Here is a 26,398-nt window from a genome sequence, read left to right as displayed (position 1 = left end):
CGATATCCATGTATGGAGACGACTGCGTGTCATCAGAGCGGGCCGTCCTTCCCGGGGAATGGGAACGAACGGAGGGGAACGAACCGTGAGCTGGGCCAGCTACGCGCTGAAGCGATTCGGTATCAGCGTTGGTATTCTGCTCGGTGCCTCGGTAGTGATCTTCTCGATCATCAGACTCGTTCCGGGCGACCCGGCCCTCATCGTGCTCGGGCAGTTCGCCGAGGAGGGAGCGGCGGACGCCATGCGACGACGACTCGGACTCGATCGGCCCGTCTGGGAGCAGTACTTCGTCTGGATGCACGGCGTCGTCACCGGTAACTGGGGACACAGCGTCATCAACAACCAGCCGGTTCGCGACATGATCGCGATCCGGTATCCCCGTTCGCTCCAGCTCGCACTGCTGGGGCTTCTCATCTCGGTCGTCATCGCCTTTCCGCTCGGGATCGTCGGCGCGATCAACCGAAACAAGCTGCCCGACTACGGCGCGTTGTTCTTCTCGCAGTTCGGCGTCTCGATCCCCGGCTTCTGGCTCGGTATCCTGTTCATCCTCGTCTTCGCACGATATCTAAACGTGTTACCGGCGTCGGGCTACTATCCGATCACCGAGGATCCCATTCGAAACCTCCAGCACGCGTTTCTCCCCGCGTTGACCCTCGGGATCATCAACGCGGCGATCATCACCCGATACCTGCGCTCGGAGATGCTCGAGGAACTCACGAAAGACTACACGCGAACGGCACGCGCGTTCGGCCACCCCGAGTCACGTGTAACGAGAAAGTACGTTCTCAGGAACGCACTCATGCCGACGGTGACGATTATCGGCATCCAGTTTGGCTACATGATCGGCGGAATCGTGATCATCGAACAGGTGTTCTCGTACCCGGGGCTCGGACAGTTGCTCCTCGATGGCCTACTCAACCGGGATTATCCGGTTATTCAGTTGAGCCTGCTCGTCCTCGCCGCGACCTTCATCGCGGCGAACCTCATCGTCGACCTCGTGTACGGACTGCTCGACCCACGGATCAAATACTAACATGGGAGGAACCATACTATCGACGGTCGTTGATCGAATCGCCGGCGACAGACTGCGCGAGAACAGCCAACTGAACCTCATCGTTCAGCGGTTTACCCAGAACAGACTCGCGATGGTCGGACTCGCCTGTACGAGTATCTACTTCCTCATCGCCCTCGTCGGCCCGCTGCTCATCTCACAGGATCCGACGGCGATGGACCCCGCGAATCGGTTTGCCTCACCCTCGCTCACACATCCGTTCGGGACCGATCGGTACGGCCGCGACGTCTTCGCTCGCGTTATCATCGGCGCACGGATCAGTCTCTACGTCGCCGTCGCCGTCGTCGTCTTCTCGACGGCCCTCGGTGTCCTGTTCGGCCTCGTCGCGGGCTACTTCCGGGGATGGGTCGACGAGACGATCATGCGCTCTATCGACGTGCTCTTCGCGTTCCCGAGCATCCTCCTCGCGCTCATCGTTATCGCCATCCTTGGCCCCGGGCTCGACCGGGCGATCTTCGCACTCGCAGTTGCGTTCACCCCGATCATGATCCGGGTAACGCGTGGGAGCGCGCTGTCAGTTCGGGAAAACGAGTACGTCATGGCGGCGATCTCCTACGGCGAGTCGAGTCTCAACATTATGTTCAGAGATATGTTACCGAACCTCGTATCGGCAGTAATGGTACAGGCGACGATCACGTTCGCGTTCGCGATCCTCGCGGAAGCCGGGCTCTCCTACCTCGGGTTGAGCGCACAACCCCCGTCGATCACCTGGGGGCTGATGATCACGGAGGGACAGGCCAGCCTCGAGTTCGCACCCTGGGTGAGCTTCTTCCCGGGAGTCGCGATCATGGCGACGGTGCTCTCGCTGACGTTCCTCGGCGTCGGTCTGCGTGACGCCTTCGATCCCAAAACCGACGTCGAAAGCGACGTCGGGGGTGGCATATGAGCGAGACGTTGCTGGCAGTCGAGGATCTCCGCGTCGAGTTCCCGACCGCCCGTGGGACGGTCACCGCCGTCGACGGCGTTAGCTACACAATCGAGGCCGGCGAGACGTTCGGATTCGTCGGCGAGAGCGGTGCCGGGAAAACGGTCACCGGGCTCTCGGTGCTTCGACTGCTCGAGTCGCCCGGTCGGATCGTCGGCGGCGAAATTCGGTACAAAGGGGAGAACGTACTCGACCTCTCGGAGTCAGAACTCCGCAACCTTCGCGGCAACGAGATCGCGATGATCTTCCAAGACCCGATGACGGCGCTTAATCCGGCGTACACCGTTGGCACCCAGATCATCGACGTCATCCTCGAGCACACCGATCTGTCGAAGGGGGAGGCGCGGGAGCGAACGATCACGCTCCTCTCCGACGTGGGCATCCCGGACGCCGAGAGCCGCGTCGACGACTACCCACACCAGTTTTCCGGTGGAATGCGCCAGCGCGCGCTCGTCGCGATGGCGCTGTCGTGCGAACCAGATCTCATCATCGCCGACGAGCCGACGACCGCCCTCGACGTGACGATCCAGGCCCAGATCCTCGAGTTGCTTGACGAACTTCAGGAGGAGTACGATCTGGCGGTACAGCTAATCACCCACGATATGGGTGTCGTCGCGCGGATGTGTGACCGCGTCGCCGTTCTCTACGCCGGTGAGAAGGCCGAGGAGGGGCCGATCGAGGACCTCTTCGAGGCACCGCGCCATCCGTACACGGTCGGCCTGCTGAAGGCGATTCCGCGGCTCGACGATCCCCGAACGGATCTCGATACGATTCCCGGCACTATGCCGGACCTGATCAGCAAACCGAGCGGCTGTTCCTATCGGACCCGTTGTCCGCACGCGGTAGAGGAGTGTGCGGAGATCGAGCCACCGCTCCGATCCGTCTCCGACACCCACTCGTCGGCTTGTATCAGGATCGACGAGATCGACTTCAAGGCGGCGCTCGAACTCGAGTCCGGGACGTCCTCCCGCCACGAACGCGAGATCGGCGAGCCGCTCCTCGAAGTCGAAAACCTCAGAAAGTACTTCGATCCCGAGTCGCAGTCGTGGGTCGATACCCTCTTCGGCGACCGAAAGTACGTCCACGCCGTCGAAGACGTCTCGCTGACGATTCGAAGGGGCGAGACGATCGGGCTCGTCGGCGAGAGCGGCTGTGGAAAGACTACGCTCGGGCGGACCATCACACAGCTGTACGAACCGGACGAGGGGACGGTTCTGTACGCCGGCGAGGACCTCACCCAGATGGGGCGACGTGACCTGAGGAACACCCGATCGGAGCTCCAGGTCATCTTCCAAGACCCGTTCTCGAGTCTGAACCCGCGTCGAACCGTCCGCAACATCATCGGCCGGCCGATGGAGATCCACGGCCTCGTCGACTCGAGCGAGGAGAAGACAGAGCGGGTCGCCGAACTCCTGGAGGAGGTGGGGCTCAAACGCGCCCACATGGATCGCTACCCCCACGAGTTCAGTGGCGGCCAGAAACAGCGGATCGGTATCGCGCGTGCGCTCGCCGTCGAGCCCGACTTCATCGTCGCCGACGAGCCGGTAAGCGCGCTCGACGTGAGCGTGCAGGCGAAGATCCTCAATCTATTGATGGATCTCCAGGCGGAGTACGACCTCACGTACCTCTTCATCGCCCACGACCTCAACGTGGTCCAGCACATTGCCGACCGGATCGGCGTTATGTATCTCGGTGAGATCGTCGAACTCGGTGACGTCGAGACAGTGTTCGATCCGCCGTACCATCCCTACACCGAAGCATTGCTGTCCTCGATTCCCCAGCCGCAGGTCGACGCCGACGACGAGCGCGTTGAACTCACCGGCGAGCCGCCGAGTCCCATAGATCCACCGTCAGGCTGTCGGTTCCACACCCGGTGTCAGTACGCCATGCCGGAGTGCTCGAGCATCGAACCGACCCACATCGACATGGACGGCGACCACAGGGTCCACTGTCACCTCTTCGATCCCGAGATCATGGCCGAGAAAGAGCGCTCCCCGGAAGACGTCAGCGCCGAACAGGCCGACTTTCGGGACATCTCTGCGGACGACTAGACTCTCGGGTACGATTTCGGTGGTGGCGTTTACAGTCGTGAGGGAGCGTCACTGACAGAGCTCCTCGTACAGATGATGCCACGGCCGCTCGCGTTCGAAGGCCGCACTGGCCGCCAGAACGAGGTCGTCGTCGAACCGCGAACCGATGATCTGCGCGCCGACCGGGAGTCCCTCCGGAGTCGTTCCAACCGGAACCGACGCGGCAGGATGACCGGTGAAATTGACCGGGTACGTGAGACACCAGCCGATGAGCGGGTCGACGGGCTCACCGTTGACCGCTGAGGGGCCGACCGTGTGGCCGTCCGTCGCGTTTCGAACCGGCGGAACCGCAAGCGTTGGCGTCACGAGGAGATCGCAGCTCTCGAGTGCATCGACGAGGCCGTCGAAGACGTCGGTTCGAATCCGATCACGCCGCTTGTACTCGACGGCGGAGAGCGCCTGGCCGCGTTCGATCAGCGCGACGAGTTCGTCGGTTAGCTCCTCTCGGTGATCCTCGAGTAAGTGGATATCCTCCCGGCACGCGAACGCATCGGCGGCGCTCGCGTAGACGACCGCGACCTGATCGAGCCACGTGTCGGCCAGGTCGCCGTGGTCGTGACCCAGATCGACGGAAACGTTTTTGAGCGTCGCGCCCGCGGCGGCAAACCCCTCGAGGCCCTCCGTGAGAGCCGATCGAACACGACCGTCGACCGGAAATGTCCCCATATCGGGCGAGTAGCCGACGGAGAGTCCGTCGAGAGTCCGGTCAGTCGCCTCGCGAAACGAGGTGCCGGTGTCGGGGAGACTGTGTGGGTCCCGCTCGTGCGGTCCCGCCATTACGTCGAGCATGAGCGCCGCATCGTCGACGGTCCGTGTGATCGGACCGTGATGGGCGAACGGCGTCTGTGAGGCGAACGCGTCGGGACGACTGGCGTCGGCCACGCGTCGGTATGTGGGCTTGAACGCGTAGACGCCACACCACGCCGCGGGGATACGAAGCGAGCCGCCGCCGTCTGACCCGTGGGCGACCGCTGCGAGACCGGCGGCGACCGCCGCCGCGGACCCGCCGGAGGAGCCACCGGCGTTTCGCTCGAGGTCGAACGGGTTACTGGTCGGGCCGAACAGCAGGTTGTCGGTCGTCCCTTTCGTGGCGAATTCCGGGGCGTTCGTCTTCCCCAGAACGATCGCTCCGGCGTCCTCGAGCCGCGAGACGAACGTCGAATCCTCCTCGGGGACGAACTGCGCGAACGGGACCGAACAGAAGGTGTTTCTAACGCCCGCCTTGAGCCCGAAGACGTCCTTGAGCGCGATCGGAACGCCGTGAAGCGGGCCGAGTTCTGTTCCGTTCTCGACGGCCCGTTCCGCCCGCCTCGCCTGCTCGCGAGCCTCGTCCGCACGAACAGTCGTGTACGCGTTCAGGTCGTCGTTCCGTCGCTCGATACCCTCGAGGTACGCCTCGAGAAGCGTCACGGGTGACAGTACACCACGCCTGATCCGATCGACCAACTCCGTCGCAGGTGTCCCGGGGTCTACCTCCCTCATGTATACTACCCTCGGAGCAGACACCCATGAACGTTCGCCATAGATCTGGCCAGCGTGACCGCTCGAGACAGCACATCCTCCCGGCTTGCTCAGACGACTCTGTCCACCATTCCGGCGTCGCTAAGTTTATAGTGCTTGTCGCGCCAGTTGGTGACGTATGCCAGACGAACTCGAAGCGTTGCGTGCGGACGTACACGAAGTGAAGAGCCGCCAGGAGATTAAGGAGCTCAAATACGAGTACTTCCACACCGTCGACGTTCGCGATCCGGAGGCGTTCACCGAACTATTCACTGAGGACGCCATCCTCGACATTCAGGCACTTGACGAGCCGTGGGGACGGTACGAAGGCCACGAGGAGATCCAAGAGTGTATCGAACTCCTCATCGCTCAGTTCGATCTCGAGTTACACTTCGGGATCAATCCGGTGATCGAGGTCGACGGCGAGACGGCGACCGGCCGATGGTACTTCTTCGGGACATTCGTGTTCGCCGACACTGAGTACGTCGATCCGATGGACGCCTGGGAGACGGGGATCTACCACGAGAAGTACCGCCAGGTCGACGGCGAGTGGAAGTTCGAAGAGGTGTTCGTCGATACGGTCGCCGTCTTCCCCTACGACGAGGGCTTTTCGGCCGCGGAGAGCCACGGCGACTGGACGGAGATCTGGGACATCTGAGCGGTCATACTCGAAACGCCGAACGACGGTCGGATCCGACTTAATCGACCGGATAGCTGTCGTCGGCCATCTCGTCGAGCGGGTACACCGGCCGGTCCAGTCGGTCGTACTCGAACCGGGAGGCGACCGGCGAACTCAGCCCTGGCGTGTCCACTTCGATGATGTGACTGGCGAACGGTCCGTAGTCGCCCCGGAACGCCGCGAGACTCGGAACGGCGATCACGTCCAGTCGCTCGGGCTGAACCCCGACGTGTCGCCAGATCTCCGCGTCGAAGCTCATCGAGCGGGTTTCGGTGACGATGACGGTGACGCTGTCGTCGACGCCGCACTGTAACCGGACCGTTCGCCCGAGTTTGCGCGTCGTCCCCTCGCCGTCGTGGGACGTCCCCGTGTTCACGAACGTCCCGTCAGTTATCGCCTTCACGTAGCCGTCGACGCCATCGATCGGCTCGCCGTGGAGGTCGTCGCCCCAGCCGCCGAGGTCGACGGTCACGCGTTCACCGACGCCGGCCTCGAGACAGCGCTCGACGGTGGCGGGATCCCACAGAAGCGTGTAGCCCGCGTTCGGCACCTCCTGCTCGAGGAACTCCCTGAGAACCGTTGTTCCGCTCGCCGAACCGCCCGCGCCGGGGTTCGGGCCGAAATCGGCCATGACGATCGGGCCGGGAAGCCGCTTTACCGACGCGAGTCGGCGAGCCTTGCCGACCGCTTCCTCCGGTTTCGGGTAGTCGCCGACGAACGCTTCGCGCATCTCCCAGAGCTCCGTCGCGAGCGTTTTCGCCACCCGTTCGGCCAGCGCGTCGTCGCCGTCGGTCACGACCGGAACCGCGAGACCGGCTTCGGCGATGTCGGCGTGGTAGAACCCGGGAAGGACACTTACCTTGAGCACGCCCTCGTGGTGGGCCTCGAGTTCCCGTGCCCTCTCCATGACTTTCGCCATCGGATCGTCGTCCGTGTACTGCTTTGGCACCTCCGGAAGCATCGGCGGCGACTCCGTGTGGACGACGGGGGCGAGGTCGCCGTCGATCGCGTCACACAGCAGTTCCATTCCAGTCTGTCCCGTTTCAGCCTTGTCGAGGTGTGGATTCGTTTCGTAGGCGACGAGAGCGTCCGCGTTCCGCGTCATCTCGGCTGTAACGTTGCCGTGGAGATCGAGCGTGACGACGATCGGCACGTCAGGGCCCACGGTCTCCCTGACCCTTGAGATCAACGGTCCCTCCCCGTCCTCGCCCCCCTCAGGGACCATCGCACCGTGAAGCGGGAGGATCACCCCGTCGATTTCGGCTACGTGGTCGCGTGCTTCGTCGACGATGTAGTCCGAGTAAAATTCGTATGCATCTCGAGTGACGGGACCGCCCGGTGTCGCGTACGCTGCGACGGTTGCGAGGAGATCAACGCCTCGCCGATCGGCCACTTCGAGAGCGCCGCCGACGGCCGTTTCGGTTCCCCGCATTTCGCGGGCGATATCGTCGCCGAAGTATTCGTCGCGGGTCCGGAAGTCTTCGCGCTCCGTCGGTTCGTCGACGAACGTGTTCGTCTCGTGCCAGAAGGCACCCAGCAGCACCGTGCTAGTCATTGGTCAACGGGTGCAACTCCCTGTCCGTGCAATTAAGCGTTTCGACGGGAGTTCGACCCTGAGACGCGCCTGGGGGTGCGAATCAGTTATCAGTTCTCCGAAAAGGCGAGCGCCCGCGCGGGATTCTCGATCAGGAGTCGATCGAGTTCCTCGTCGGAAAGTCCACGTCGACGGAACCGGGGGACGATGTTGCGGAGGATGTGATCGTAGCCGAAGCCGCCGTAGCGTTTGAGGTGGATCTTCTGGCAGGTATCCTGTGAGACGAGCAGTTGGTCGCCGTACTCCTCGACGAGATCGACGACTCGTTCGATCTTGTCCGCGTCGAGTGGGAAGCTCTTATCGAAGACGGGTGAGTAGCCCGACTGCCCAAAGATGTCGAACTCGAGGAACGGCCCCCGATCGGCGAGCGACCGGTGGTACTCGCGGGACTCTTCGGCCCGAATCGTCGGGTCCATGTGGCCGAGGATGACGTTCTCGAGGTCGGCACCCGCCTCCTCGAGGACGTCGAGGACGTCGTGGGACTCCTTGTAGAAGAAGGGGGGATGGATGGTGATCGGCGCGCCAGTCCGCTGTTGGGCCATCGCAGCGCCACGGAACGATTTTACCTCGTTGTCGTGCTCGAGGAAGCCGTGGGTCGCCCCGATTTCGCCGATGATACCGGATCGAACGGTCGTGTCGTCCATCCCGTCCTCGATATCCGAAACGATCTCGTCGGCGATTTCGTCCGCGGTTTTTTCGTCCATGTTCGGCGGGTGGGCCTGGCGCATGTAGTAACCGGTCCCGGCGATGACGTTCAACCCGGTGCGGTTGGCGATCCGCCTGAGTGCACGGGGGTCGCGGCCGATACCGTACCCGGTCACGTCGACGATAGTCTCGCCGCCCAACTCCGCGAAACGCCCGACCTCCTCGCAGGCGAGGTCGATGTCGTCGAGCGTGAAATTATCGTAGTTTCCGGGGTTGTACTCGAGCCAGGAGCGCAACTCCATCGTAACCGGCGCGTTGATTTTTCGTGTTTCGATGGCGCTTCGGCTGTACGAGACGAGGTCGTCTACTTCGTCGATCCAGGGCGTCGTTCCGTCGATGAGGAGGTGTTCGTGCGGCAGCGTCACGCCGAGGTCGTCGGTCGACATCTCTCCCGTCACGGTGGTGGTTTTCCCCATGGTTGCTACTGGTTGGCAATCGACGAAATAAAGATACCGGTAGAAGGGGTCAGACCTCTGACGTCTCCTCCCCGGCTGGGCAACATTTTTGTTTCAGTGCCAGTAACGGCTGGTTGGTAAGCCATGTCAGGGAGAGCCAGCGACAAGTGTGGACAGGGTGCCGTCTCGGACCGCCGAACGTTTTTATCACTCACGGGAACCGGCGTCGCAGCCTCGCTCGCAGGATGTGTCGACGATCTCGACCTCGAGGGAGATGACGACGAGTATCCGAGCCAGGATATCGAAACGATCGTCGCTTTCCCGGCGGGCGGGGGAACCGACAGAGCGGGTCGCCAACTCGTCGAGACGGCGGAGGAGTACATCGATACGTCGATGTACGTCACGAACATCGACGGCGGCGGTGGAACCACCGGATTCACCGAACTCATGAACGCCGATTCCGACGGGTACACGATCGGTGTGATGACGCTCGCGATCAGCATCTGGGAACCGCTCGGGATCGCGGACATCACCGGCGAGGATTTCGAACCCGTCATGCAGTTCAACGCCGATCCTGCCGCGCTCACCGTCCACGAGGACGCCGAGTACGATACCCTCGAGGAGTTCGTCGACTACGCCGCGGACAACCCCGGCGAGATCCAAGTGTCGACCGACGGCCACGGCGGCATCTGGCACCTCGCGGGTGTGGGATTCGAGCAGGAAGCGGACATCGAACTGGACTACATCGGCTACGACGGCGGCGAACCCGCGGTGACGGCCGTCGTCAACGGGGAAGTCGACGCGACCACGACCAGCGCCGCGGAGGCCGCACCGCAGGTCGAGGACGGTCCGCTCGAACTCCTCGCCGTCTTCGGCGACGAGCGGATGGATATTTTCCCCGATGTTCCGACGCTCGAGGAGGAAGGATACGACTTCTCGATCGGTGCCTGGCGCGGGATCGCGACGCCCGCGGACACCCCGGAGGAACGAATCGAAGTCCTTCACGACACGTTCGCCGAGGCCTACGAGGACGAGGAATTTCAGTCCTTTATGGAACAGAACGGGTTCGAGACGGTGTACCGGGATCCCGACGAGTTCGGCGACTTCTGGGAGGAGGATTACGAGCAGTTTAGCGAACTGATCGAGGGACTCGATCTGGACGAAGAGGAGTAGCCCCGCCGTTGCTCGCATCATCCGTGACGGTCTCGAGCCCAACGACGTGGAACATACAACACAAAACTGGCACGCACGAATGTCTCGCACAATTACGATACCTCACTCGGACAAGATCGGTTCGATCCTCCTGATCGCGCTCTCTGTCGCCGTGTTCGCACTCAGTGCAGGGTTGCCCGATAGCCACGCGCCCGGCGATCCGGGTCCAGCGTTCTTTCCGCGACTGATCGCAGGAGGGATCGCGATACTCGCGCTCGTTCAGCTCGGAAAAGGGATCATTTCCGATGCGAACGTGTGCCACGAAGTCGCGCTCGAGACCGCAGTACGTGTCTCGTTCGTCATCGTCCTTTTCGGCGCGTACGTCCTGCTGTTACCGGTCGTCGGCTTTCTCCCCGGTTCGATTCTCTTCCTCGTCGTCCTCCTCTATTACTCCGGCGAACGGAATCCGGCGGTGCTCCTCGGTGTTTCGATCGGGTTGCCGCTCGCACTGTTCTACGTTTTCTCCGGCGTTTTCAACGTTCCACTGCCCGAAAACGCGATCCTCCCCGTTTCGCGGCTGCTTCCCTCGCTTCCACTTTCGACACTCTCGATCCCGTCGGCGCCTAGCGGGGTGAGCTAACGTGTTCGAGGCATTTCTCGAGGGGGCGATGCTGGTGTTCCAACCAGTCGCGCTCGCCTTGCTCGTCGTCGGCGTTCTAGTTGGCGTCGTGATGGGGTCGATTCCCGGGATGACCGCGACGATGACCGTAGCAGTCCTCGTCTCGTTTACCTTCGCGATGCAGCCGATCGAAGGGATGATGCTCCTCCTCGGCATCTACGGCGGGGCGCTGTACGCGGGGTCGATCCCCGCGATCATCATCAGAACGCCGGGGACGCCGAGCGCCGCGGCGACCGTGTTCGACGGCTACCCGCTCGCACAGCGAGGTGAGGCGGGCCGAGCCATCTCGATCGCGACGGTCGCGTCGTTCATCGGCGGCGCCATGAGCGTTCTCATTCTCGCGATCTTCGCGCCGCAGGTGGCGCAGGTTGCCCTCGAGTTTCGCTCGCCGGAGTTCTTCGCACTCGCGTTCTTCGGCCTCACGATCATCGCGACTATCAGCGGCGACTCGGTCGTCAAAGGACTCATCTCCGGACTCATCGGCATGCTGTTGGCGACCGTCGGACTGGACCCCGTCCTCGGCACGCACCGGTTCACGTTCGACACGACCGTGCTCACCGCCGGGCTGGCGTTCATCGCTGTCATGATCGGGCTGTTCGGCGTCGCAGAGGGACTGAACCGGTACCGCGCGGGCATCGAAGGCGGCGCGGTCTCACAGGACCTCTCGGGCACGATCCCGTCGCTAGAAGATCTTCGGTCGATCCGTAACGTGTCTATCGGCTCGGGTCTCGCCGGCGGCGTCATCGGCGCGATACCCGGCGCCGGTGGCGACATGGCCTCGTTCGTCACGTACAACGAGGCGAAACGGTGGGTCCGCGATGCGACTCCCGAATTCGGCGACGGGAACGTTCGCGGGATCGCGGCCGCCGAGTCCGGGAACAACGCGAGCACCGGCGGCGCGTTGATACCGACGCTGACGCTCGGCATTCCGGGCGACGCGGTCTCGGCGATCCTCATCGGCGCGCTTCTCGTTCACGGCGTCCAGCCGGGGCCCGGCATGTTCGAATCGGAGCCCGAACTCATGTACGGCATCTTCGTCGGGTTCTTCCTCGTGTACGTCGTGATTCTCCTCGTCGGCCTCCTCGGCGCGCACCTCTGGGTTCGTCTCATCTCATTCCCGCCACGTGTCCTCTGGCCGTCCATTTTCGTCCTGTGCGCCGTCGGGTCGATCGCGCTACGAGGGAACCTCTTCGACGCGTGGGTAATGGTCGCGGCGGGGATCTTGGGGTACCTCTTCATCCTGCAGGAGTACCCGCTCGTCCCGATGGTTCTGGGAATGATCCTCGGTCCGATCGCCGAGTCGAATTTTCGGCGGTCACTCGAACTCTCCGGCGGCTCCCTCGACATCTTCTACACGAGTCCGCTTGCACTGGCGATTCTCGTTCTCGCGGTGCTGTCGCTGTTCTACCCCTTCCTCGAGCAGCGGCTCTCGGGTGACGGCTCGGGACAGTGACTCCGCGGTGGACGAACGTTTATGTTCGAAACTGCACGAATGATATCGAGAGACCATGCAGTCAATACAGGCGGCAGTAATGAGGGAGCCGGAGGAGATCTCGATCGAGACGCTCGAGTTGGCGGCACCGAACACCGGCGAAGTCGTCGTCGACCTGCACGCATCAGGCGTCTGTCACACGGACTACCACTTCTATGTCGGTGACTACGATGTCCCACTCCCGGTCGTCCTCGGACACGAAGGCGCCGGTGTCGTCGAATCGGTCGGCGGCAGCGTCTCGACCGTCTCGACGGGGGACCACGTCGTCCTCTCGTTGTTGCCGTCGTGCCAGCAGTGTACGTACTGTTACGAAGGGCGACCGTACCTCTGTCAGTCGGCGCTCGATGTTCGGTTCGCGGGTACGTTGCTCGACGGAACGCGGCGGCTCCGTTCGGACGGTGAGGACGTGAATCACTTCTACGCTCAGTCCTCGTTCGCGACGAAAGCGGTCGTTCCCGAGGAGTCAGTGATCCCGGTGTCGGATCGAATCCCGCTCGAGTACGCCGCCTCGCTCGGCTGCGCCGGGATGACGGGGTTCGGGGCGATTCTCAACACCGCAGACGTCGATCCCGGAGAGTCCGTCGCCGTCTTTGGCTGCGGCGGCACCGGCATGAACGCGATCGCCGCCGCCGCGTCGATTTCCGCCGGCGAAATCGTCGCCGTCGACGTCGTCCCGGACAAACTCGAGCGCGCCGCCGATCTCGGCGCGACGGTGACCGTCGACGCCTCGGAGACCGATCCTCTCGAGACGATCGCGGATGTAACGGACGACGGAGTACACTACGCGTTCGACTTCGTCGGGTTCGATCCGGACGTCCGAGCGCAGGCGATTGCCGCAACGCGGCCCGGGGGTACCATCGTCCTTTCCGGTGGCGTTGACGAGGATGCGACGATCGACGTTTTCGACCTCGTTGCCGACGGAAAGACGGTCACGTCGAACGTCGCGGGCTCGTCGCGACCACACCTCGACGTGCCGACGTACGTCGACATACATCTGAACGGCGACGTCGATCTCGGCCGGCTCGTCACGGACGTGTTCCCGCTCGCGTCGATCGAGGAGGCGCTCGAGTCGATCGGCCGCGGAGAGACGATCAAGTGCGTCGTCGACTGTCGGTGAGGGACGCGTGGCGGCCATCGACCGGATTCTTCCGCCGGCACATTTAACCCCTTCTGTCGAAAATCACGTTATGTAATGGCACGACAAGGGACCGGCGGAGACGATCCGGGCGAGGAGAAAGCGCGATTGGAGTTGTTCATCGACGGGGAGTGGCGTACGAGCGAAAGCGGAGAAACGCGGAACGCGACCAGCCCCGCGACGGGTGACGTCATCGCGACCGTTCCGGAAGGGACACGAGCGGACGCTCGAGCGGCGATCGACGCCGCCCGCGAGGCGCAGCCGGGACTCGAGGCGATGACCGCCTTCGAACGCGCGGAACTGTGTCACGACATCGCGGACGCGATCGAGACGCACCGCGACGAACTCGCGCGCTGGCTCACCGCCGATCAGGGAAAGCCGCTCGTCGAAGCGCGAGGCGAGGTCGACTTCTGCGCGGCGGAGTTCAGAACTGCCGCGGAGGACGTGAAACGCCCGGAGACGGAGGTCATTCCGTCGGAAGATCGAAACAAGCGGATCTTCACGATACAGAAACCCCACGGCGTCTACGGCGTTATTACTCCCTGGAACTACCCGTTGAACATCCCCGCCGAATATCTCGCACCCGGTCTCGCGGTCGGTAACAGTCTCGTCTGGGTGCCTGCGCCGTCGACGTCAGCTATCGCGGCGAAACTCGTCGAGGTGATCGAAGGCACCGACCTGCCGCCGGGTGCGTTGAATCTCGTGACCGGGGACGGACCGGTCGTCGGCGACGAACTTGTGACCAACGACGGAACCGACGCGATCGCGTTCACCGGCAGTCCGGAAACCGGCGAGCGAATATCGAGAAACGCCGGAACCAAGCCCACGCTGCTGGAACTCGGCGGGAACGGACCCGTGATCGTGCTCGACGACGCCGACCTCGAGGCGGCTGTCGAGGCGACGGCGTTCGGCTGTTTTACGAACGCCGGCCAGATCTGCTCGGCGAGCGAGCGAGTGCTGGTTCACGAGAGCTGTCACGACGAGTTCGTCGATCGCCTCCTCGAGCGGACCGCCGAGGTGCGACTCGGTGATCCGACCGACGACGCGACGGATATGGGGCCGTTGAACAACGCGGACGTTGCCGCCAAGATGGATCGACACGTCGAGGACGCGACCGATCACGGTGCGACGCTTCGGACCGGTGGGAAACGAAGAGATGACGCTCCAACGGACTTGTACTACGAGCCGACCGTCCTCACGGACGTGACGACCGAGATGCTCGTCAACCGCGCGGAGACGTTCGGACCGATCGCCCCGATCCTCGAGTTCGAAACCGACGAGGAGGCACTCGAAATCGCAAACGGTATCGACCTCGGGCTCACCTCGGGCGTCTTCACGAGCAATATCGGCCGAATGAACTACTTCATCGAGAACCTCGAAACCGGGCTCGTTAGCGTAAACGACGCCAGTGCCTACTGGGAAATTCACACGCCCTTCGGCGGGTACACCGGTAAACGAAGCGGCGACGGAAGCAGACTCGGAGGAAAATACACCGTCGAGGAGATGTCTCAGGTGAAAAACGTCATCGTGGACCACGAGAACGTTCGGCGGCGATAACGGCGATACGAACATCCGACTGTGAGGGCAGCTGGGCCGTGGCGTTCGGCCCCCTGTTCGAACGAGCACAAACGATACCACCGGTCCGCTCGAGCGCGATAGGATCGTCGACGGGGACGCGGGGCGGTAACGACGTGGCGTTCGCACTCGAATTCGGTTATCGACGCCTAGTTTTATATACGACCGCCGAGATGTGGGAGACAATAACTGGCTTCGTTGCCAGTTGTGTCGGAACAATGGTACGCACTGACCGAAACAGGGGGAATCGACGGACGTTTCTCCGGGCGATGGCGGTCGCCGGTGCTGCGAGCGTCGCCGGCTGCCTCGGAGAGGACGATCCGGACGATATTGACCGGCCACAACCCGAGGATGGCGAGGATAGCAACTACGAGGAGATCGGAACGCTCGAGTATATCGGCGTCGACCGGCAGTTCGCGCCGCTGCAGTACGAGATGCAGGATCTGGCTGTAGACCACATCGAAGAGCTTGGTGTCGACGTCGACCTCAACGTGCTGGCGTACTCGGCGCTCGCCGAGCGGTGGCTCGAGTTCGACTACGACATGCTCACACTCTGGCAGGAGGATACGGCGGACAAACTCGACGGCCACTTTCCGCTGTATTTCAACTACCACTCCGACTTCTCCCGCGGCGACGGGGAGAACTGCCTTCACTACGAGAGCGCCGAGTACGACGAGGCAATCGACGCGTTCATCGACACGACCGACCTGGACGAACGAACGGAGGCCGCCATGGAGTGCCAGGAACTCCTCGAGCGGGATCAGCCCGTTTCGTACGTCTTCCATCGGGATTCCTCCGGAGCGGCGAACACGGATGCATACAGCGGCTGGACGCCACAGCAGAGTTCGTGGATGTTCTGGAACGTGGATAACCTCCGGAACCTCGAGGCAGAGACCGACGACAGGACGGTTACGTTCGCAACGGGGACCGATCCACCGACGGTGAACCCGACCGGGGTTCTGGGCGGGGCGGCGATGCAGGCAACCCTGCTCCAGTACGTGCGCCTCGTACGATGGAACGCCGACGGAGAAGCGGAACCGTTCGCCGCAGAAACCGTCGAGTACATCGACGACACGACCGTCGACGTCGAACTCGTGCCGGATCTCGTCTGTCACGACGGCGAACCGTTCACCGCCGAGGACGTTCAGTTCACCTTCGAGTACTTCCAGGAGTGGGGCGTGCCCTATCTGAGTTCGTTCTACAACTTGGTCGACGAGGTGACGGTCGTCGACGACGAGAGCCTGCAGTTCGAACTCGCTCGGCCGACCTACTCCTTCCAGACCGTCGTACTCGCAGAGATGCCGATGATCCCACAGCACATCTGGGAAGGTGTTCCGGACGAACACGGCCTCGAGCACCCGAATCAGTGGGAAGACTTCTCGATGGTCGGTGCGGGGCCGTTAGAACTCGTGACGCACGAACCCCAGGAGCAACTCGTCTTTGAACCACACGACGACCATCCGCTCGTGGATTTCGACTTCGATACGCTCATCTGGGACGTCTACGGCGACGAGTCGTCCGCGATCAACGACGTCGATCAGGGGACCGCGACGTTCGCACAGCAGTTGCTGCCGGACCAGCGCGAACAACTCGAGGGCGAAGACCACCTCGAAATCTTTGAAATAGGCGGCAGCGACATGACCAGCGTCTTCCACAACTGTGGTCGGGAACCGATGCAGGATCGGGTCTTTCGTCAGGCGGTCAGCACAGCGATCGACAAGGAGCAGATCATAGAAATCGTTCTCCGAGGCAGAGGCGAACCTGCCAGTACCCCGATCTCACCAGCGAACGACCAGTATTACAACGAGGACGTTGGGGGCGAGTATGATGGCGGACTCGAGGCGGCCGTCGACCTCCTCGCGGACGCGGGCTACCGCTGGAACGAGGATGGGGAGCTCCTGAAACCGATAGACAGGTTCGACGAGTCCGACGACGTCAACCCGTACGGCGATCCGCGTGGCGAGCTACCCGACGAGATCTAATCTATGAGACTGGATCTCCTGTACGTTCTGAAGCGAGCACTTTTTTCGCTGTTTTCGCTGTACGTGATCGCGACGGTACTCTTTTTCCTGTTACACCTCTCGCCCGGCGACCCAGCGTCGGCGCTCGTCAGTCCACAGATGACAGCGGAGGCCAGACAGGCATTGATCGAACAGTATGGGCTCGATTCACCTCTCTACGTGCAGTACGTTTCGTACATCACGAGCCTGTTCGCGGGCGACTTGGGCTACTCGTTCATGCGCAACGAACCGGTGTTGCCGCTGATCGCCCACGCGGGACTCAACACCATGGTCCTCATGGTTCCCGCGGTCGTCCTGGCGTACCTCATTGGACCGGTCATCGGCGCGTATTTCGCGTGGCGGCGCGGAAGCAGCGTCGACACGTACGGTATCGGCGGCGTGTTGCTGATGTGGGCGACGCCAATCTTCTGGACCGGGATGCTCGCGCTCATGGTCTTCTCGTTCCGTCTCGGCTGGTTTCCGAGTTCGGGAATGTACTCCGGAACGGTCCCACAGACGTACAGCGAGCGGTTCCTCACGCTCGATTTCCTCCACCACCTCTTCTTGCCGCTGCTCGTAACAACGTGTTACTGGCTCACCGCCCCCACGTTCGTCATGCGAAACAACATGATCGACGTTCTGGATGAGGACTTCATCGAGATGAACCGGGCGGAAGGGCTCGGTAACATGGCGATTCTGTACAAACACGCCGCGCGGAACTCGCTGTTACCGGTCTTGCACTTCGCCGCGCTGGCGATCGGTCTCGCGGCCGGCGGCTCGGTCCTCATCGAGGTCGTCTTCTCCTGGCCCGGCCTCGGCCGGTTGATGTGGCAGGCGGTCCTGAACGAGGATTACCCGCTCGCCCAGGGCGGGTTCTTCGCGATCGCCGTGATCGTCGTCATGATGAACTTCCTCGTCGACATCGTCTCGGTGTACGTCGATCCCCGAGTCACGGAGGAGGGAACATGAAAGAGCAGTTCACCGACAGACTCTCGCAGGACCAGCGGATTCTGCTCGGCCACGTTCGTTCGTCCGCGCTCGAGGTCGGTCGATCGATCGCGAGGTACAGGAGCGCACTGCTCGCGCTCGCGATCCTGTTGCTGTTCGTCTTCTGTTCGATATTTGCGCCGCTGATCGCCCCCCACGATCCCGGACAGCCGTCCGCTGCGGTGCTCGAGACACCGAGTCTGGAACACCCGTTCGGCACCGACCACCACGGACAGGACGTCTTCAGCCAGTGGGTGTACGGTGCTCGGATCTCGCTTCTCGTCGGCCTCGTCTCGGGGCTCAGCGTCGCCGTCATCGGGACGAGTGTGGGGCTCGTCGCGGGCTACTACAAGGGGACGATCGATCTCGTCCTGATGCGCCTCGTTGACGTCATGTACGCGATCCCGCCGACACCGTTAATCCTGATCATCGCGCTTTCGTTCGGCGCGTCGCTCTGGAACGTCATCATCGCGATGGTGGCCGTTCTCTGGCGCGATACGGCCCGTCTCATCCGATCACAGACCCTCTCACACGCCGATCGACCCTACGTGAAGGCGGCGAAAGCGACCGGTGCGAGCGATCTTCGGATCATCTACCTCCACATCGCACCCAATCTCCTGCCGCTGATCTTCATCAATATGACGCTCGTCATCGGCTACGCGATCGTTCTCGAGGCCGGGATTTCGTTCCTGGGCCTGAGCTCCGGGGACAGCTGGGGGAGTATGCTTCAACTCACGTTCACCACCGGGGCGATCCAACACGCCTGGTGGTGGGTGATTCCGCCAGGACTGAGCATCTCGCTGCTCGTGATGTCGTTCTTCTATCTCTCGAGAGCGGTCGAAGACATGACCAGTCCGCAACTAAAGCACTGAACACAATGGTATTAGAACTACGCGACCTCGCGATCGAGTACACGACCGAAACCGGATCGCTTCGCGCGGTCGACGGCGTGAACCTGTCGATCCAGGCGGGTGAAACCGTCGGAATCGTCGGCGAGAGCGGCTGTGGAAAGAGTACGTTGATCAGATCGATTCCCAGCCTACTACCCCGAAACGGCCGGGTTTCCGGGGGAGAGATCGTCTTCCAGGGAGAGCCGATAACCGAGTATACGGACGCGGAGATGCGGTCGCTCCGCTGGAAGGAGATCGCCTACATCATCCAGAACGCGATGAACGCGCTCGATCCCGTCTATCCGATCGGTGCACAGTTCGTCGAGACGATCACGACGCACTCGGACCGCTCGAAGCACGAGGCGCGCTCGCGTGCGGCGGGGCTCCTCGAGGACGTCGGTCTGAGCGCGAACAGACTCGACGACTACCCGCACGAACTCTCCGGCGGCCAGCGCCAGCGGGTCGTGATCGCCCTCGCACTCGCGCTCGACCCGCCGCTGATCCTCGCGGACGAGCCGACGACCGGTCTCGATGTCGTCGTCCAAGACGAGATCCTTGAGTTGTTCGCCGAGCTCCAGACGGAACACGACCACGCGATGGTCTTCATCACGCACGACATCAGCGCGGTCGCGGAGGTCGCAGACAGGATCGCCGTGATGTACGGCGGGCGACTCGTCGAACTGGGGTCCACGCGGGAGGTGTTCAAGGAAAGCGCTCATCCGTACACGATGGGGCTGCGAAACGCATTCCCGTCGATCGAGCGAAACCCGACCGAACTGATCAGCATTCCCGGCAACCCGCCGGAGCTGGTCGATCCGCCACAGGGCTGTCGGTTCGCCGAGCGGTGTCCGTTTTCGACCGAGCGGTGTCTCGAAGAACCGCCGCTAACGACCGTCGGCGACGATACCGAGAGCAGTACCGACCACGCGGCGAAGTGTCACTACACCGACCGGGCTGCCGAATTCAGGGAGCAAAGCCGACGGGCCGCGACCTGGGAGGTTGACGCCGAATGAGTGAGGATCTAATCTTCGAGGTCGATGGCCTACGAAAGTGGTACCCCGCTCGCCGGGGATCGATCGTCGATCGGCTGTTCGGCGAGACGCAGTACCTGAAAGCCGTCGACGACGTTAGTTTCGAGATCGAACGCGGGGAGATACTGGGACTGGCGGGCCAGAGCGGCTGTGGCAAATCCACGCTCGGAGAGCTCCTTGCGTGTCTCCAGACGACCACGGGCGGCGAGATTCGGTTCGACGGGCGGGACGTAACCGAGTTCGGGCGTACTGAGATGCGGTCGTTCCGACGCCAGTGTCAGGTCATCTTCCAGGATCCATACGAGGCGCTCAACCCACGATATCCCGTCGCTCGAACGCTCAGAGAGCCGCTGAAGATTCACGGGATCGGGGATGCAGAGGAGCGCGACGCGCTCGTCGCACGGGCGCTCGAGGACGCAGGATTGCGTCCGCCGGAGGCGTTTCTGGACAAACTTCCGGCGGCGCTCTCTGGCGGCGAGCGCCAGCGCGTCTGTACCGCCAGAGCGCTGGTCGTCGAGCCCGAATTCCTGGTCGCTGACGAACCCGTCTCGATGCTCGACGTGAGCGTCAGCGCCTCGATCCTGCGCCTCTTCGAGGAGTTACAGGAAAAGCGGAATCTCTCGATGCTGTACATCTCCCACAACCTCTCGACGATCAACTACCTAGCGGATCGAACCATGATCATGTACCAGGGGAACGTCGTCGAACTCGGCGATACCGAACGGGTGATTCACGACCCGGCACATCCGTACACCGAGGCGCTGTTGAACGCCGTTCCCTCGCCGGACCCCGACGAGCCTCGAGCGGGAAGCAGCGTCGACGGGGACGTCCCGGATCCGGTCGACCTCCCGGGCGGGTGCCGATTTCATCCGCGGTGTGCGTACTCGACCGCGGAGTGCCGCGACACCGAGCCAGCGCTCGAGGCGCTGGACGAGCGTCGGCGCGTCGCCTGCTATCACCCGGTTAGTGAGTGAGTCGGCGACAGGTCGGCCATCCCCAGTTCGCCCGATGTCGATCAGTTCCGTGTCCGTTCGTGTATCTCGAGCAGTAGCGCCTCCAGTTCGTCGCCGATCCCGTCGTACAGCGCTTCGCCTTTCTCCGCGCTCGCCAGTTCGGGCGCACCGATGGCTCCGGTGTCGGTGTACTCGTCGAACGATCGATAGACGCCGAGCGAACCGCCGTCCATCATATCCGTGACGCCCAGTTCGTATGGCTCGTCCAGCAGCGGTGCCTCGAGCCGGTCGGTGTCGACGAGTTCGGGGCGGAGATGCAACAGCAGCGAGGTTTCGAACTCGCCGCCGTGAGACATGCCGCCGGGGTCGCTGTCACGGATCTCGTCGGCGAACGGTTGGGCCAGCGAAAAGTAGGTGAGACCGAGAACTTCGACGTCGGGGTGGGCAACGCCGATCGTGCTCGTCACCGTCGAGATCACCGAGCTGTTTCCGCCGTGGCCGTTGACCAACAGAAGGGCGTCAAACCCGTTGTCGATCGCGGAGTCGGCGATCTCCTCGAGTAACTGCGCGAGCGTCTCTGACTGTATCGTGATTGTCCCCCCGAACGGGAGGTGGTGCGGGGAGTAACCGGTCCAAACGGGAGGAACGGCCAACACCGGTGCCTCGTCGGCAACGCGTTCGACGCCGAGCGAGGCGATCGCATCGACGAGAATCGTGTCCGTCGCGACCGGGAGGTGATGGCCGTGCTGTTCGACACTGCCGACGGGAACGACGAGGATGGAGCCGTCTGCCGCCGCGATGTCGGCTATCTCTTCGTACGTCTTCGTTGCCCACGCTGAATCGCCCGCTGCTGCGGATTCGAACGCCATGTACGAGTGCATATCACCCCGGTAATTCATTACTGTTACCACGACTCGTCCCAGTCGATCCGCGCTCGCCCAAAGCGATTATACCGTTCGCTATCGATTGAGGATCCACCGGAATGAAAGTCGTTGCCACAGCCCACAACTTCGGCGAGTTAACGGTCGAATCCGACGTATTTTCGAGCCGTGATATCACACTCGAGGAGGTGGAGACGGACGATCCCCAACAAATCATCCGATCCGTTGCCGATGCGGACGCGCTTCTCGTCCAGTATGCACCGATTACCGAATCCGTTCTCCAGTCGCTCGACTCGGTGCGCGTGGTTGGACGGTACGGGATCGGCGTCGACAACGTTGACCTCAAGGCGGCCACCGAACACGACGTTCTCGTGGTGAACGCTCCCCACTACTGTACGGACGAGGTCGCAGAACACGCACTTGCGCTGTTGCTGGCGTGTGAGCGAAAGATCACCGTTTTCGACGATGCGATCCGGTCGGGCACCTGGGACTGGAAGCGGGGCCGCCCCATTCGCCGACTGCGGGGCAAAACCCTCGCACTCGTCGGCTTCGGGAACATCGCACAGGCCGTCGCGAGCAAGGCGGACGGGTTCGGGTTCGACGTGATCGCGTCCGATCCCTACCGGTCGAGCGACGAACTCGCCGCTCACGGCGTCGAACAGGTCGATTTCGACACGCTCCTCGAGCGCGGCGATATCGTTTCGATCCACTCCCCGCTTACCGAGGAGACGCGCGGTCTGTTCGGCGAGGACGCCTTCGCCCGAATGAACGACGATGCGACCCTCATCAACGTCGCCAGAGGCGAAATCGTCGACGCGGACGCGCTCGCTCGGGCCCTCTCTGCCGAAGAGATCCGTGCCGCAGGACTCGACGTGCTTTCTGACGAACCGCCCGAATCATCTCCTCTTGTCGACCGAGAGGAGGTCGTCATGACACCACATACGGCGTGGTACTCCGAGGGCTCCATCCTCGAACTCCGTCAAACGGTCGCGACGAACGTCGCTGACGCGTTACAGGGAACCACCCCCGAACACGTGGTCAACGAGGACGCGAATCCGTGACGAAGTCCCGTCGTCGACCGAGCTCAGTCGAACAGACCCGACGACCCCTGTAGCGTGTTTCACACGCCGATTACGCAACCTTTTTGCCGTCCCACGGGAGCTATCAGAGCATGCGGGAAGTTACCACATCCGACGCGCCGGGAGGCACAGGACCGTTCTCACAGGCGATCGACACCGGAACGACCGTCTACGTCTCGGGACAGGGGCCGCTCGACCCCGAGACGCTCGAGGTCACGAGCCAGGATCCACGGGAACAGACGCACAAAACTCTGGACAACATCGAACACGTGTTGAGCGCAACGGGTCTCGACCTCGACGACGTTGTCAAAGCCAACGTGTTTCTGACGGATATGGACGCCTACGACGCGGTCAACGACGCGTACTCGTCCCGATTCGAGGAGCCCTATCCCGCCCGAAGCTGTATCGAGGCGGCACGGCTTCCCGTCGAGATTATCGTCGAAATCGAGGTGGTCGCCGAGCGGCCATCCGACTGAGACGATCGCTCACTGACGCTTGAGCTAGTATATCAATTATATAGTAGCTATCGTGATCAACTCATAGTATAATAGGGTTCGAGGGCTACCGATCGATTCCCAGGCGGATGGGGTGCTTCGAAGCTCTCGCGACGTTCGTCACTGCGGGCCGAGGCGGTTCAACAGGTTCGCCTCTCCCTCTCTGAACGTAGTGACGCCGTCAGTGGGCTCGGCCGTGGCGTTTTCGATCGATAGATTGGTACATCGATAGCCGATCCAGCAGGTAGCTGTGTCGGTACGGAACGACAGCGCGTTTCTCGGGACGCGTCTCCGTTTTCGGGTAGTCATAGCAATTGTATGAATGGTAATATAGGATATGAATTGGCTATTCAGACACATAGCTGTTATACTATCTAAGGCTAGATTTTGGTCCTGAAAGTGAGAGGATACCGCGGGAATATAGTAGCCACTGAAGGTCAATGCACATCCAATCGCACACCCGTCGTTCGAGTGGTGTGTGAATCGTTTCAGTTGTTACGGTGATTATTCGGAGGTCTTCGGCGTCACCGTCGAGTGGTCCGTTTCGGAACCGCGCATCCGCGCCCGAAAGCTGGTTGCCAGGCTGAACCCGGCGACGGAGCCCAAAAAGAGCAGTACCGAGAGGAAAACGCTCTCGTGGTATCGAGCACGAACGGCAGGGCGGTCGAGCGTGTAGTGGAACGCGAACGCGTCGGCCCAGAGTGAGTTGTGGAACGCGTAGAGTTCCGTCCGATAGATCGGCGAAACGTGGTGAATATCCGGAAACAGGCCCCAGAGTCCGCCGATCACGACGAGCCAGAGTGGCCACGTCGGGCGGAACTCATATCGGAGCGCGATCGGTGTCACCAGCAGTAACAGGAGAGCGCCACCGACGAGGAAGTGGACGATAGCAGGGGCCATCAGCTACGGAGTGCAGACGTCCGGCCGTAAGTACTCACACCGTACTGCTCACACGGGAGTCGAGACGAAATCCGCAGACGCGGAATTCCCATCCGATTCTGCCGTCACGGACTGCACTCGCGGACATCCACGACATCCCGGGTTACGATCGATTTACTGGGTGTTAGCCACGGCATGCTCGAGTCGAGACAAGCGATACGGGCGTCGGTTTCTGCTCGAGTGATGCCGATCGGATCGTGTAGCTGCTGTCGCGTCAACCGAAAACCGGTGTGGGTGGAGTCGACGAGCGGGGACGGCCCGGTTCAAACCGAGTGAGCGATTGGCTCAGTCGTCGTCGTCATCACCCGCCTGGAATTCGCCGCCGACGCGCGGCGTCTGTTCCGAGGAACCGATCATCACCGTCTCCTCCTGGAGCAACACCCGGCCGTAGCTCGAGCTAAAGTGCTTGATCAACCCGAGCATCGCGAGCAGACAGACGAACGCGAACGGGCCGCCGGTGATGATCGCAGCGGACTGGAGCGCGTCCACCCCGCCGAGGATCATGAGGATCGCGGCGGTCATTCCGAGGACGACCCCCCAGAAGATTCGGTTGATGCTCGAGGGTTTGGCCTTGCCGCCGGTGGTCATCATCGACACGGCGAGCGTCGAAGAGTCCGCCGAGGTAACGAAGAACGTGGTGACGAGGATCAGGAACGCGATCATAAAGGCCGTTCCGACCGGGAACGCCTCGAACAGGATGAAGCCGGTGACTTCCGCACCCTGCTCGAACGCCATCACCTGGCTAAAGTCGGCAACGCCCTCGTGCTGGTAGTACAGCGCGGTGCCGCCCAGCGAGATGAACCACGGAATGGTCGCCGCGGAAGTCGCGACGATGCCGGTGAACGCGACTTCGCGCACCGACCGGCCACGGGAGATGCGGGCGATGAACAGCCCGGCGAACGGCGACCACGACAGCGCCCATGCCCAGTAGAAGACGGTCCAGTCGTTCATCCACTGCGTCCCGCCTTCCTCGCCAGCGCCGGTGTAGAGGCTCATCGAGACGAAGTCGGTGACCATCCCGCTGATAGCCTGGGTGCCGATCAGAACCAGAAAGAGCGACGGACCGACGATAAAGGCCGCCACGAGGAGAATCGCGAACAGGATCATGTTGAAGTTCGAGAGCCGGCGAATACCACGGTTGACGCCGAGCACCATCGAGATCGTAAACAACAGCGTCATGGTCGTCACCACGAGGAGAATTCCCGCATCGCCCAGATCGATCCCCCACTGGTAGTCGAGGCCGGTGACGAACTGGCTCCCGATGAATCCAAGTGAGGTCGCCACGCCGCCGATGGTCGCGAAGACGGCGAGGATGTCGATCACCTTGGCGGCAGGGCCGTCGAGGTTATCCTTTCCGAGCAGCGGGGTGAGTGCCGACGAAACGCGTAACGGCACGCCGTCGTAGTTGTACGCGAAGTAGCCGATCGCGATCCCCATGATAGTGAACACCGCGAGCTGGGGGAGCGCCCAGTGGAACAGCGTCTGCTGGACGGCGACGCTCATCGCTTCGCTCGAGCCGCCGGAGACGTCGAACAGCGGGTTCGGGTTGTCGTAATAGAACAGCGCCTCAGTTGGCCCCCAGAACACGACACCGGCGGCGAAGCCTGCAGAGTATAGCATCGCAAAGAACGAGAAGAAGCTGTACTCCGGTGGATCGTCGCCGAACCGGATTTTCCCCCACGGGCCGACGATCAGAAACAGCAGGAAGACGACGATGAGGAAGACGATCACCAAAAGCACCCAGTTGAGGTACTCGAGGAAGAACGTGTTCAGGCCGTCGATGGCCCACTCGACGGTGGGTCGGCTGATGAAGAACATCGTGATCACCCCGACCGTGAGCAGCGCGCCGAAGACGAAGACCACCGGATCTAGCTCCTCCCGGAACCGCCCGATCGCACCGAGATCGTCCTCGCTACCCATGGGACCCATCGTGCGGTGCACACGCTCTCGTTCCCGGTTCGATTCGCCATCGACCGCCACTCAGATGGTTGTCGTTCAACACCATGATTCGTGGTACCGCAGAACACGGCATGCGGACGAGCCGCATAAACCTTCCAGCGGTCGGATCTGGCAGCGCGATATTTCGTTTAAATTACCGAGATCCTCCGGGAAAACGACCGATAATGGTTCTCGAGATGGTCAGAAAGCGCC

23 protein-coding genes are annotated in these 26,398 nt (G+C 62.3%); 16 read left to right on the top strand and 7 right to left on the bottom strand.

Annotated elements, in window-relative coordinates:
• Positions 1-58: 58 nt before the first annotated feature.
• The 3 genes from AC6I6S_RS18720 to AC6I6S_RS18710 are packed head-to-tail and all read left to right on the top strand — an operon-like array spanning position 59 to position 4,048.
• On the top strand, positions 59-1,033 hold the full coding sequence (locus tag AC6I6S_RS18720) for an ABC transporter permease (RefSeq protein ID WP_497952300.1): 975 nt from the start codon (positions 59-61) through the stop codon (positions 1,031-1,033).
• Position 1,034: 1 nt separating this feature from the next.
• Positions 1,035-1,958: an ABC transporter permease gene (locus AC6I6S_RS18715; protein ID WP_497952298.1), complete on the top strand. Its 924-nt coding sequence runs from the start codon at positions 1,035-1,037 to the stop codon at positions 1,956-1,958.
• The gene (locus AC6I6S_RS18710) at positions 1,955-4,048 is read left to right on the top strand and encodes an ABC transporter ATP-binding protein (RefSeq protein ID WP_497952296.1); all 2,094 of its coding nucleotides are present in this window, start codon (positions 1,955-1,957) and stop codon (positions 4,046-4,048) included. The genes AC6I6S_RS18715 and AC6I6S_RS18710 overlap by 4 nt, the downstream gene beginning before the upstream one ends.
• 48 nt (positions 4,049-4,096) lie before the next feature.
• Here the strand turns inward: AC6I6S_RS18710 and AC6I6S_RS18705 are convergent, their stop codons facing one another.
• Positions 4,097-5,569, bottom strand: coding sequence for an amidase (locus AC6I6S_RS18705; protein WP_497952294.1), 1,473 nt, complete (start codon positions 5,567-5,569; stop codon positions 4,097-4,099).
• A 157-nt stretch (positions 5,570-5,726) separates the two neighbouring features.
• Here AC6I6S_RS18705 and AC6I6S_RS18700 point away from each other — a divergent pair, with 157 nt between their 5' ends.
• Positions 5,727-6,245: a nuclear transport factor 2 family protein gene (locus AC6I6S_RS18700; RefSeq protein ID WP_497952293.1), complete on the top strand. Its 519-nt coding sequence runs from the start codon at positions 5,727-5,729 to the stop codon at positions 6,243-6,245.
• Positions 6,246-6,285: 40 nt separating this feature from the next.
• Here AC6I6S_RS18700 and AC6I6S_RS18695 read toward each other — a convergent pair whose 3' ends face one another.
• The gene (locus AC6I6S_RS18695; RefSeq protein WP_497952291.1) at positions 6,286-7,821 is read right to left on the bottom strand and encodes a M81 family metallopeptidase; all 1,536 of its coding nucleotides are present in this window, start codon (positions 7,819-7,821) and stop codon (positions 6,286-6,288) included.
• A gap of 89 nt (positions 7,822-7,910) precedes the next feature.
• Positions 7,911-8,981, bottom strand: a complete 1,071-nt coding sequence (locus tag AC6I6S_RS18690) for a phosphotriesterase family protein (RefSeq protein ID WP_497952289.1) — start codon at positions 8,979-8,981, stop codon at positions 7,911-7,913.
• 123 nt (positions 8,982-9,104) lie between these two features.
• Between AC6I6S_RS18690 and AC6I6S_RS18685 the strand changes: the two genes are divergently transcribed.
• The 10 genes from AC6I6S_RS18685 (at position 9,105) to AC6I6S_RS18640 (ending at position 20,875) form a co-directional block, all read left to right on the top strand.
• Positions 9,105-10,133 (top strand): Bug family tripartite tricarboxylate transporter substrate binding protein, encoded by a 1,029-nt coding sequence (locus AC6I6S_RS18685; RefSeq protein WP_497952287.1) that lies wholly within the window; start codon positions 9,105-9,107, stop codon positions 10,131-10,133.
• 79 nt (positions 10,134-10,212) lie between these two features.
• A complete protein-coding gene (locus AC6I6S_RS18680; RefSeq protein ID WP_497952285.1) occupies positions 10,213-10,752 on the top strand; it encodes a tripartite tricarboxylate transporter TctB family protein in 540 nt (179 codons plus the stop codon).
• A gap of 28 nt (positions 10,753-10,780) precedes the next feature.
• Positions 10,781-12,244 carry a tripartite tricarboxylate transporter permease gene (locus AC6I6S_RS18675; protein ID WP_497952353.1) on the top strand — a complete coding sequence of 488 codons (1,464 nt, stop codon included), beginning with the start codon at positions 10,781-10,783 and terminating at the stop codon, positions 12,242-12,244.
• A gap of 79 nt (positions 12,245-12,323) precedes the next feature.
• The gene (locus tag AC6I6S_RS18670; RefSeq protein ID WP_497952283.1) at positions 12,324-13,400 is read left to right on the top strand and encodes an alcohol dehydrogenase catalytic domain-containing protein; all 1,077 of its coding nucleotides are present in this window, start codon (positions 12,324-12,326) and stop codon (positions 13,398-13,400) included.
• 75 nt (positions 13,401-13,475) lie between these two features.
• Positions 13,476-14,975 (top strand): aldehyde dehydrogenase family protein, encoded by a 1,500-nt coding sequence (locus tag AC6I6S_RS18665; RefSeq protein WP_497952281.1) that lies wholly within the window; start codon positions 13,476-13,478, stop codon positions 14,973-14,975.
• Between the two features lie 236 nt (positions 14,976-15,211).
• On the top strand, positions 15,212-16,975 hold the full coding sequence (locus AC6I6S_RS18660) for an ABC transporter substrate-binding protein (protein ID WP_497952279.1): 1,764 nt from the start codon (positions 15,212-15,214) through the stop codon (positions 16,973-16,975).
• Between the two features lie 3 nt (positions 16,976-16,978).
• Complete coding sequence (locus AC6I6S_RS18655; RefSeq protein WP_497952277.1) at positions 16,979-17,962, top strand: ABC transporter permease; 984 nt, start codon at positions 16,979-16,981, stop codon at positions 17,960-17,962.
• Positions 17,959-18,852 carry an ABC transporter permease gene (locus AC6I6S_RS18650; RefSeq protein ID WP_497952275.1) on the top strand — a complete coding sequence of 298 codons (894 nt, stop codon included), beginning with the start codon at positions 17,959-17,961 and terminating at the stop codon, positions 18,850-18,852. The genes AC6I6S_RS18655 and AC6I6S_RS18650 overlap by 4 nt, the downstream gene beginning before the upstream one ends.
• 5 nt (positions 18,853-18,857) lie before the next feature.
• On the top strand, positions 18,858-19,883 hold the full coding sequence (locus AC6I6S_RS18645; RefSeq protein ID WP_497952273.1) for an ABC transporter ATP-binding protein: 1,026 nt from the start codon (positions 18,858-18,860) through the stop codon (positions 19,881-19,883).
• Positions 19,880-20,875: an ABC transporter ATP-binding protein gene (locus AC6I6S_RS18640; RefSeq protein WP_497952272.1), complete on the top strand. Its 996-nt coding sequence runs from the start codon at positions 19,880-19,882 to the stop codon at positions 20,873-20,875. The genes AC6I6S_RS18645 and AC6I6S_RS18640 overlap by 4 nt, the downstream gene beginning before the upstream one ends.
• 41 nt (positions 20,876-20,916) lie before the next feature.
• Here AC6I6S_RS18640 and AC6I6S_RS18635 read toward each other — a convergent pair whose 3' ends face one another.
• Positions 20,917-21,723 carry a creatininase family protein gene (locus tag AC6I6S_RS18635; protein WP_497952270.1) on the bottom strand — a complete coding sequence of 269 codons (807 nt, stop codon included), beginning with the start codon at positions 21,721-21,723 and terminating at the stop codon, positions 20,917-20,919.
• Between the two features lie 113 nt (positions 21,724-21,836).
• Between AC6I6S_RS18635 and AC6I6S_RS18630 the strand changes: the two genes are divergently transcribed.
• Together AC6I6S_RS18630 and AC6I6S_RS18625 are read left to right on the top strand one after the other, a co-directional pair.
• The gene (locus AC6I6S_RS18630) at positions 21,837-22,796 is read left to right on the top strand and encodes a C-terminal binding protein (RefSeq protein WP_497952268.1); all 960 of its coding nucleotides are present in this window, start codon (positions 21,837-21,839) and stop codon (positions 22,794-22,796) included.
• 110 nt (positions 22,797-22,906) lie between these two features.
• Positions 22,907-23,290 carry a Rid family detoxifying hydrolase gene (locus tag AC6I6S_RS18625; protein WP_497952266.1) on the top strand — a complete coding sequence of 128 codons (384 nt, stop codon included), beginning with the start codon at positions 22,907-22,909 and terminating at the stop codon, positions 23,288-23,290.
• Between the two features lie 138 nt (positions 23,291-23,428).
• Here AC6I6S_RS18625 and AC6I6S_RS18620 read toward each other — a convergent pair whose 3' ends face one another.
• The 3 genes from AC6I6S_RS18620 to AC6I6S_RS18610 form a co-directional block, all read right to left on the bottom strand.
• Complete coding sequence (locus AC6I6S_RS18620) at positions 23,429-23,617, bottom strand: hypothetical protein (RefSeq protein ID WP_497952265.1); 189 nt, start codon at positions 23,615-23,617, stop codon at positions 23,429-23,431.
• A gap of 195 nt (positions 23,618-23,812) precedes the next feature.
• The gene (locus AC6I6S_RS18615; RefSeq protein ID WP_497952264.1) at positions 23,813-24,208 is read right to left on the bottom strand and encodes a hypothetical protein; all 396 of its coding nucleotides are present in this window, start codon (positions 24,206-24,208) and stop codon (positions 23,813-23,815) included.
• Positions 24,209-24,532: 324 nt separating this feature from the next.
• Positions 24,533-26,167, bottom strand: a complete 1,635-nt coding sequence (locus AC6I6S_RS18610; protein WP_497952263.1) for a BCCT family transporter — start codon at positions 26,165-26,167, stop codon at positions 24,533-24,535.
• Positions 26,168-26,398 lie beyond the last annotated feature (231 nt).

The sequence above is a fragment of the Natrononativus sp. DTA114 genome, from assembly GCF_059736515.1.
The sequence above is the reverse complement of the archived record's forward strand: the minus strand, read 5'-3'. Positions and strand labels throughout refer to the sequence as shown.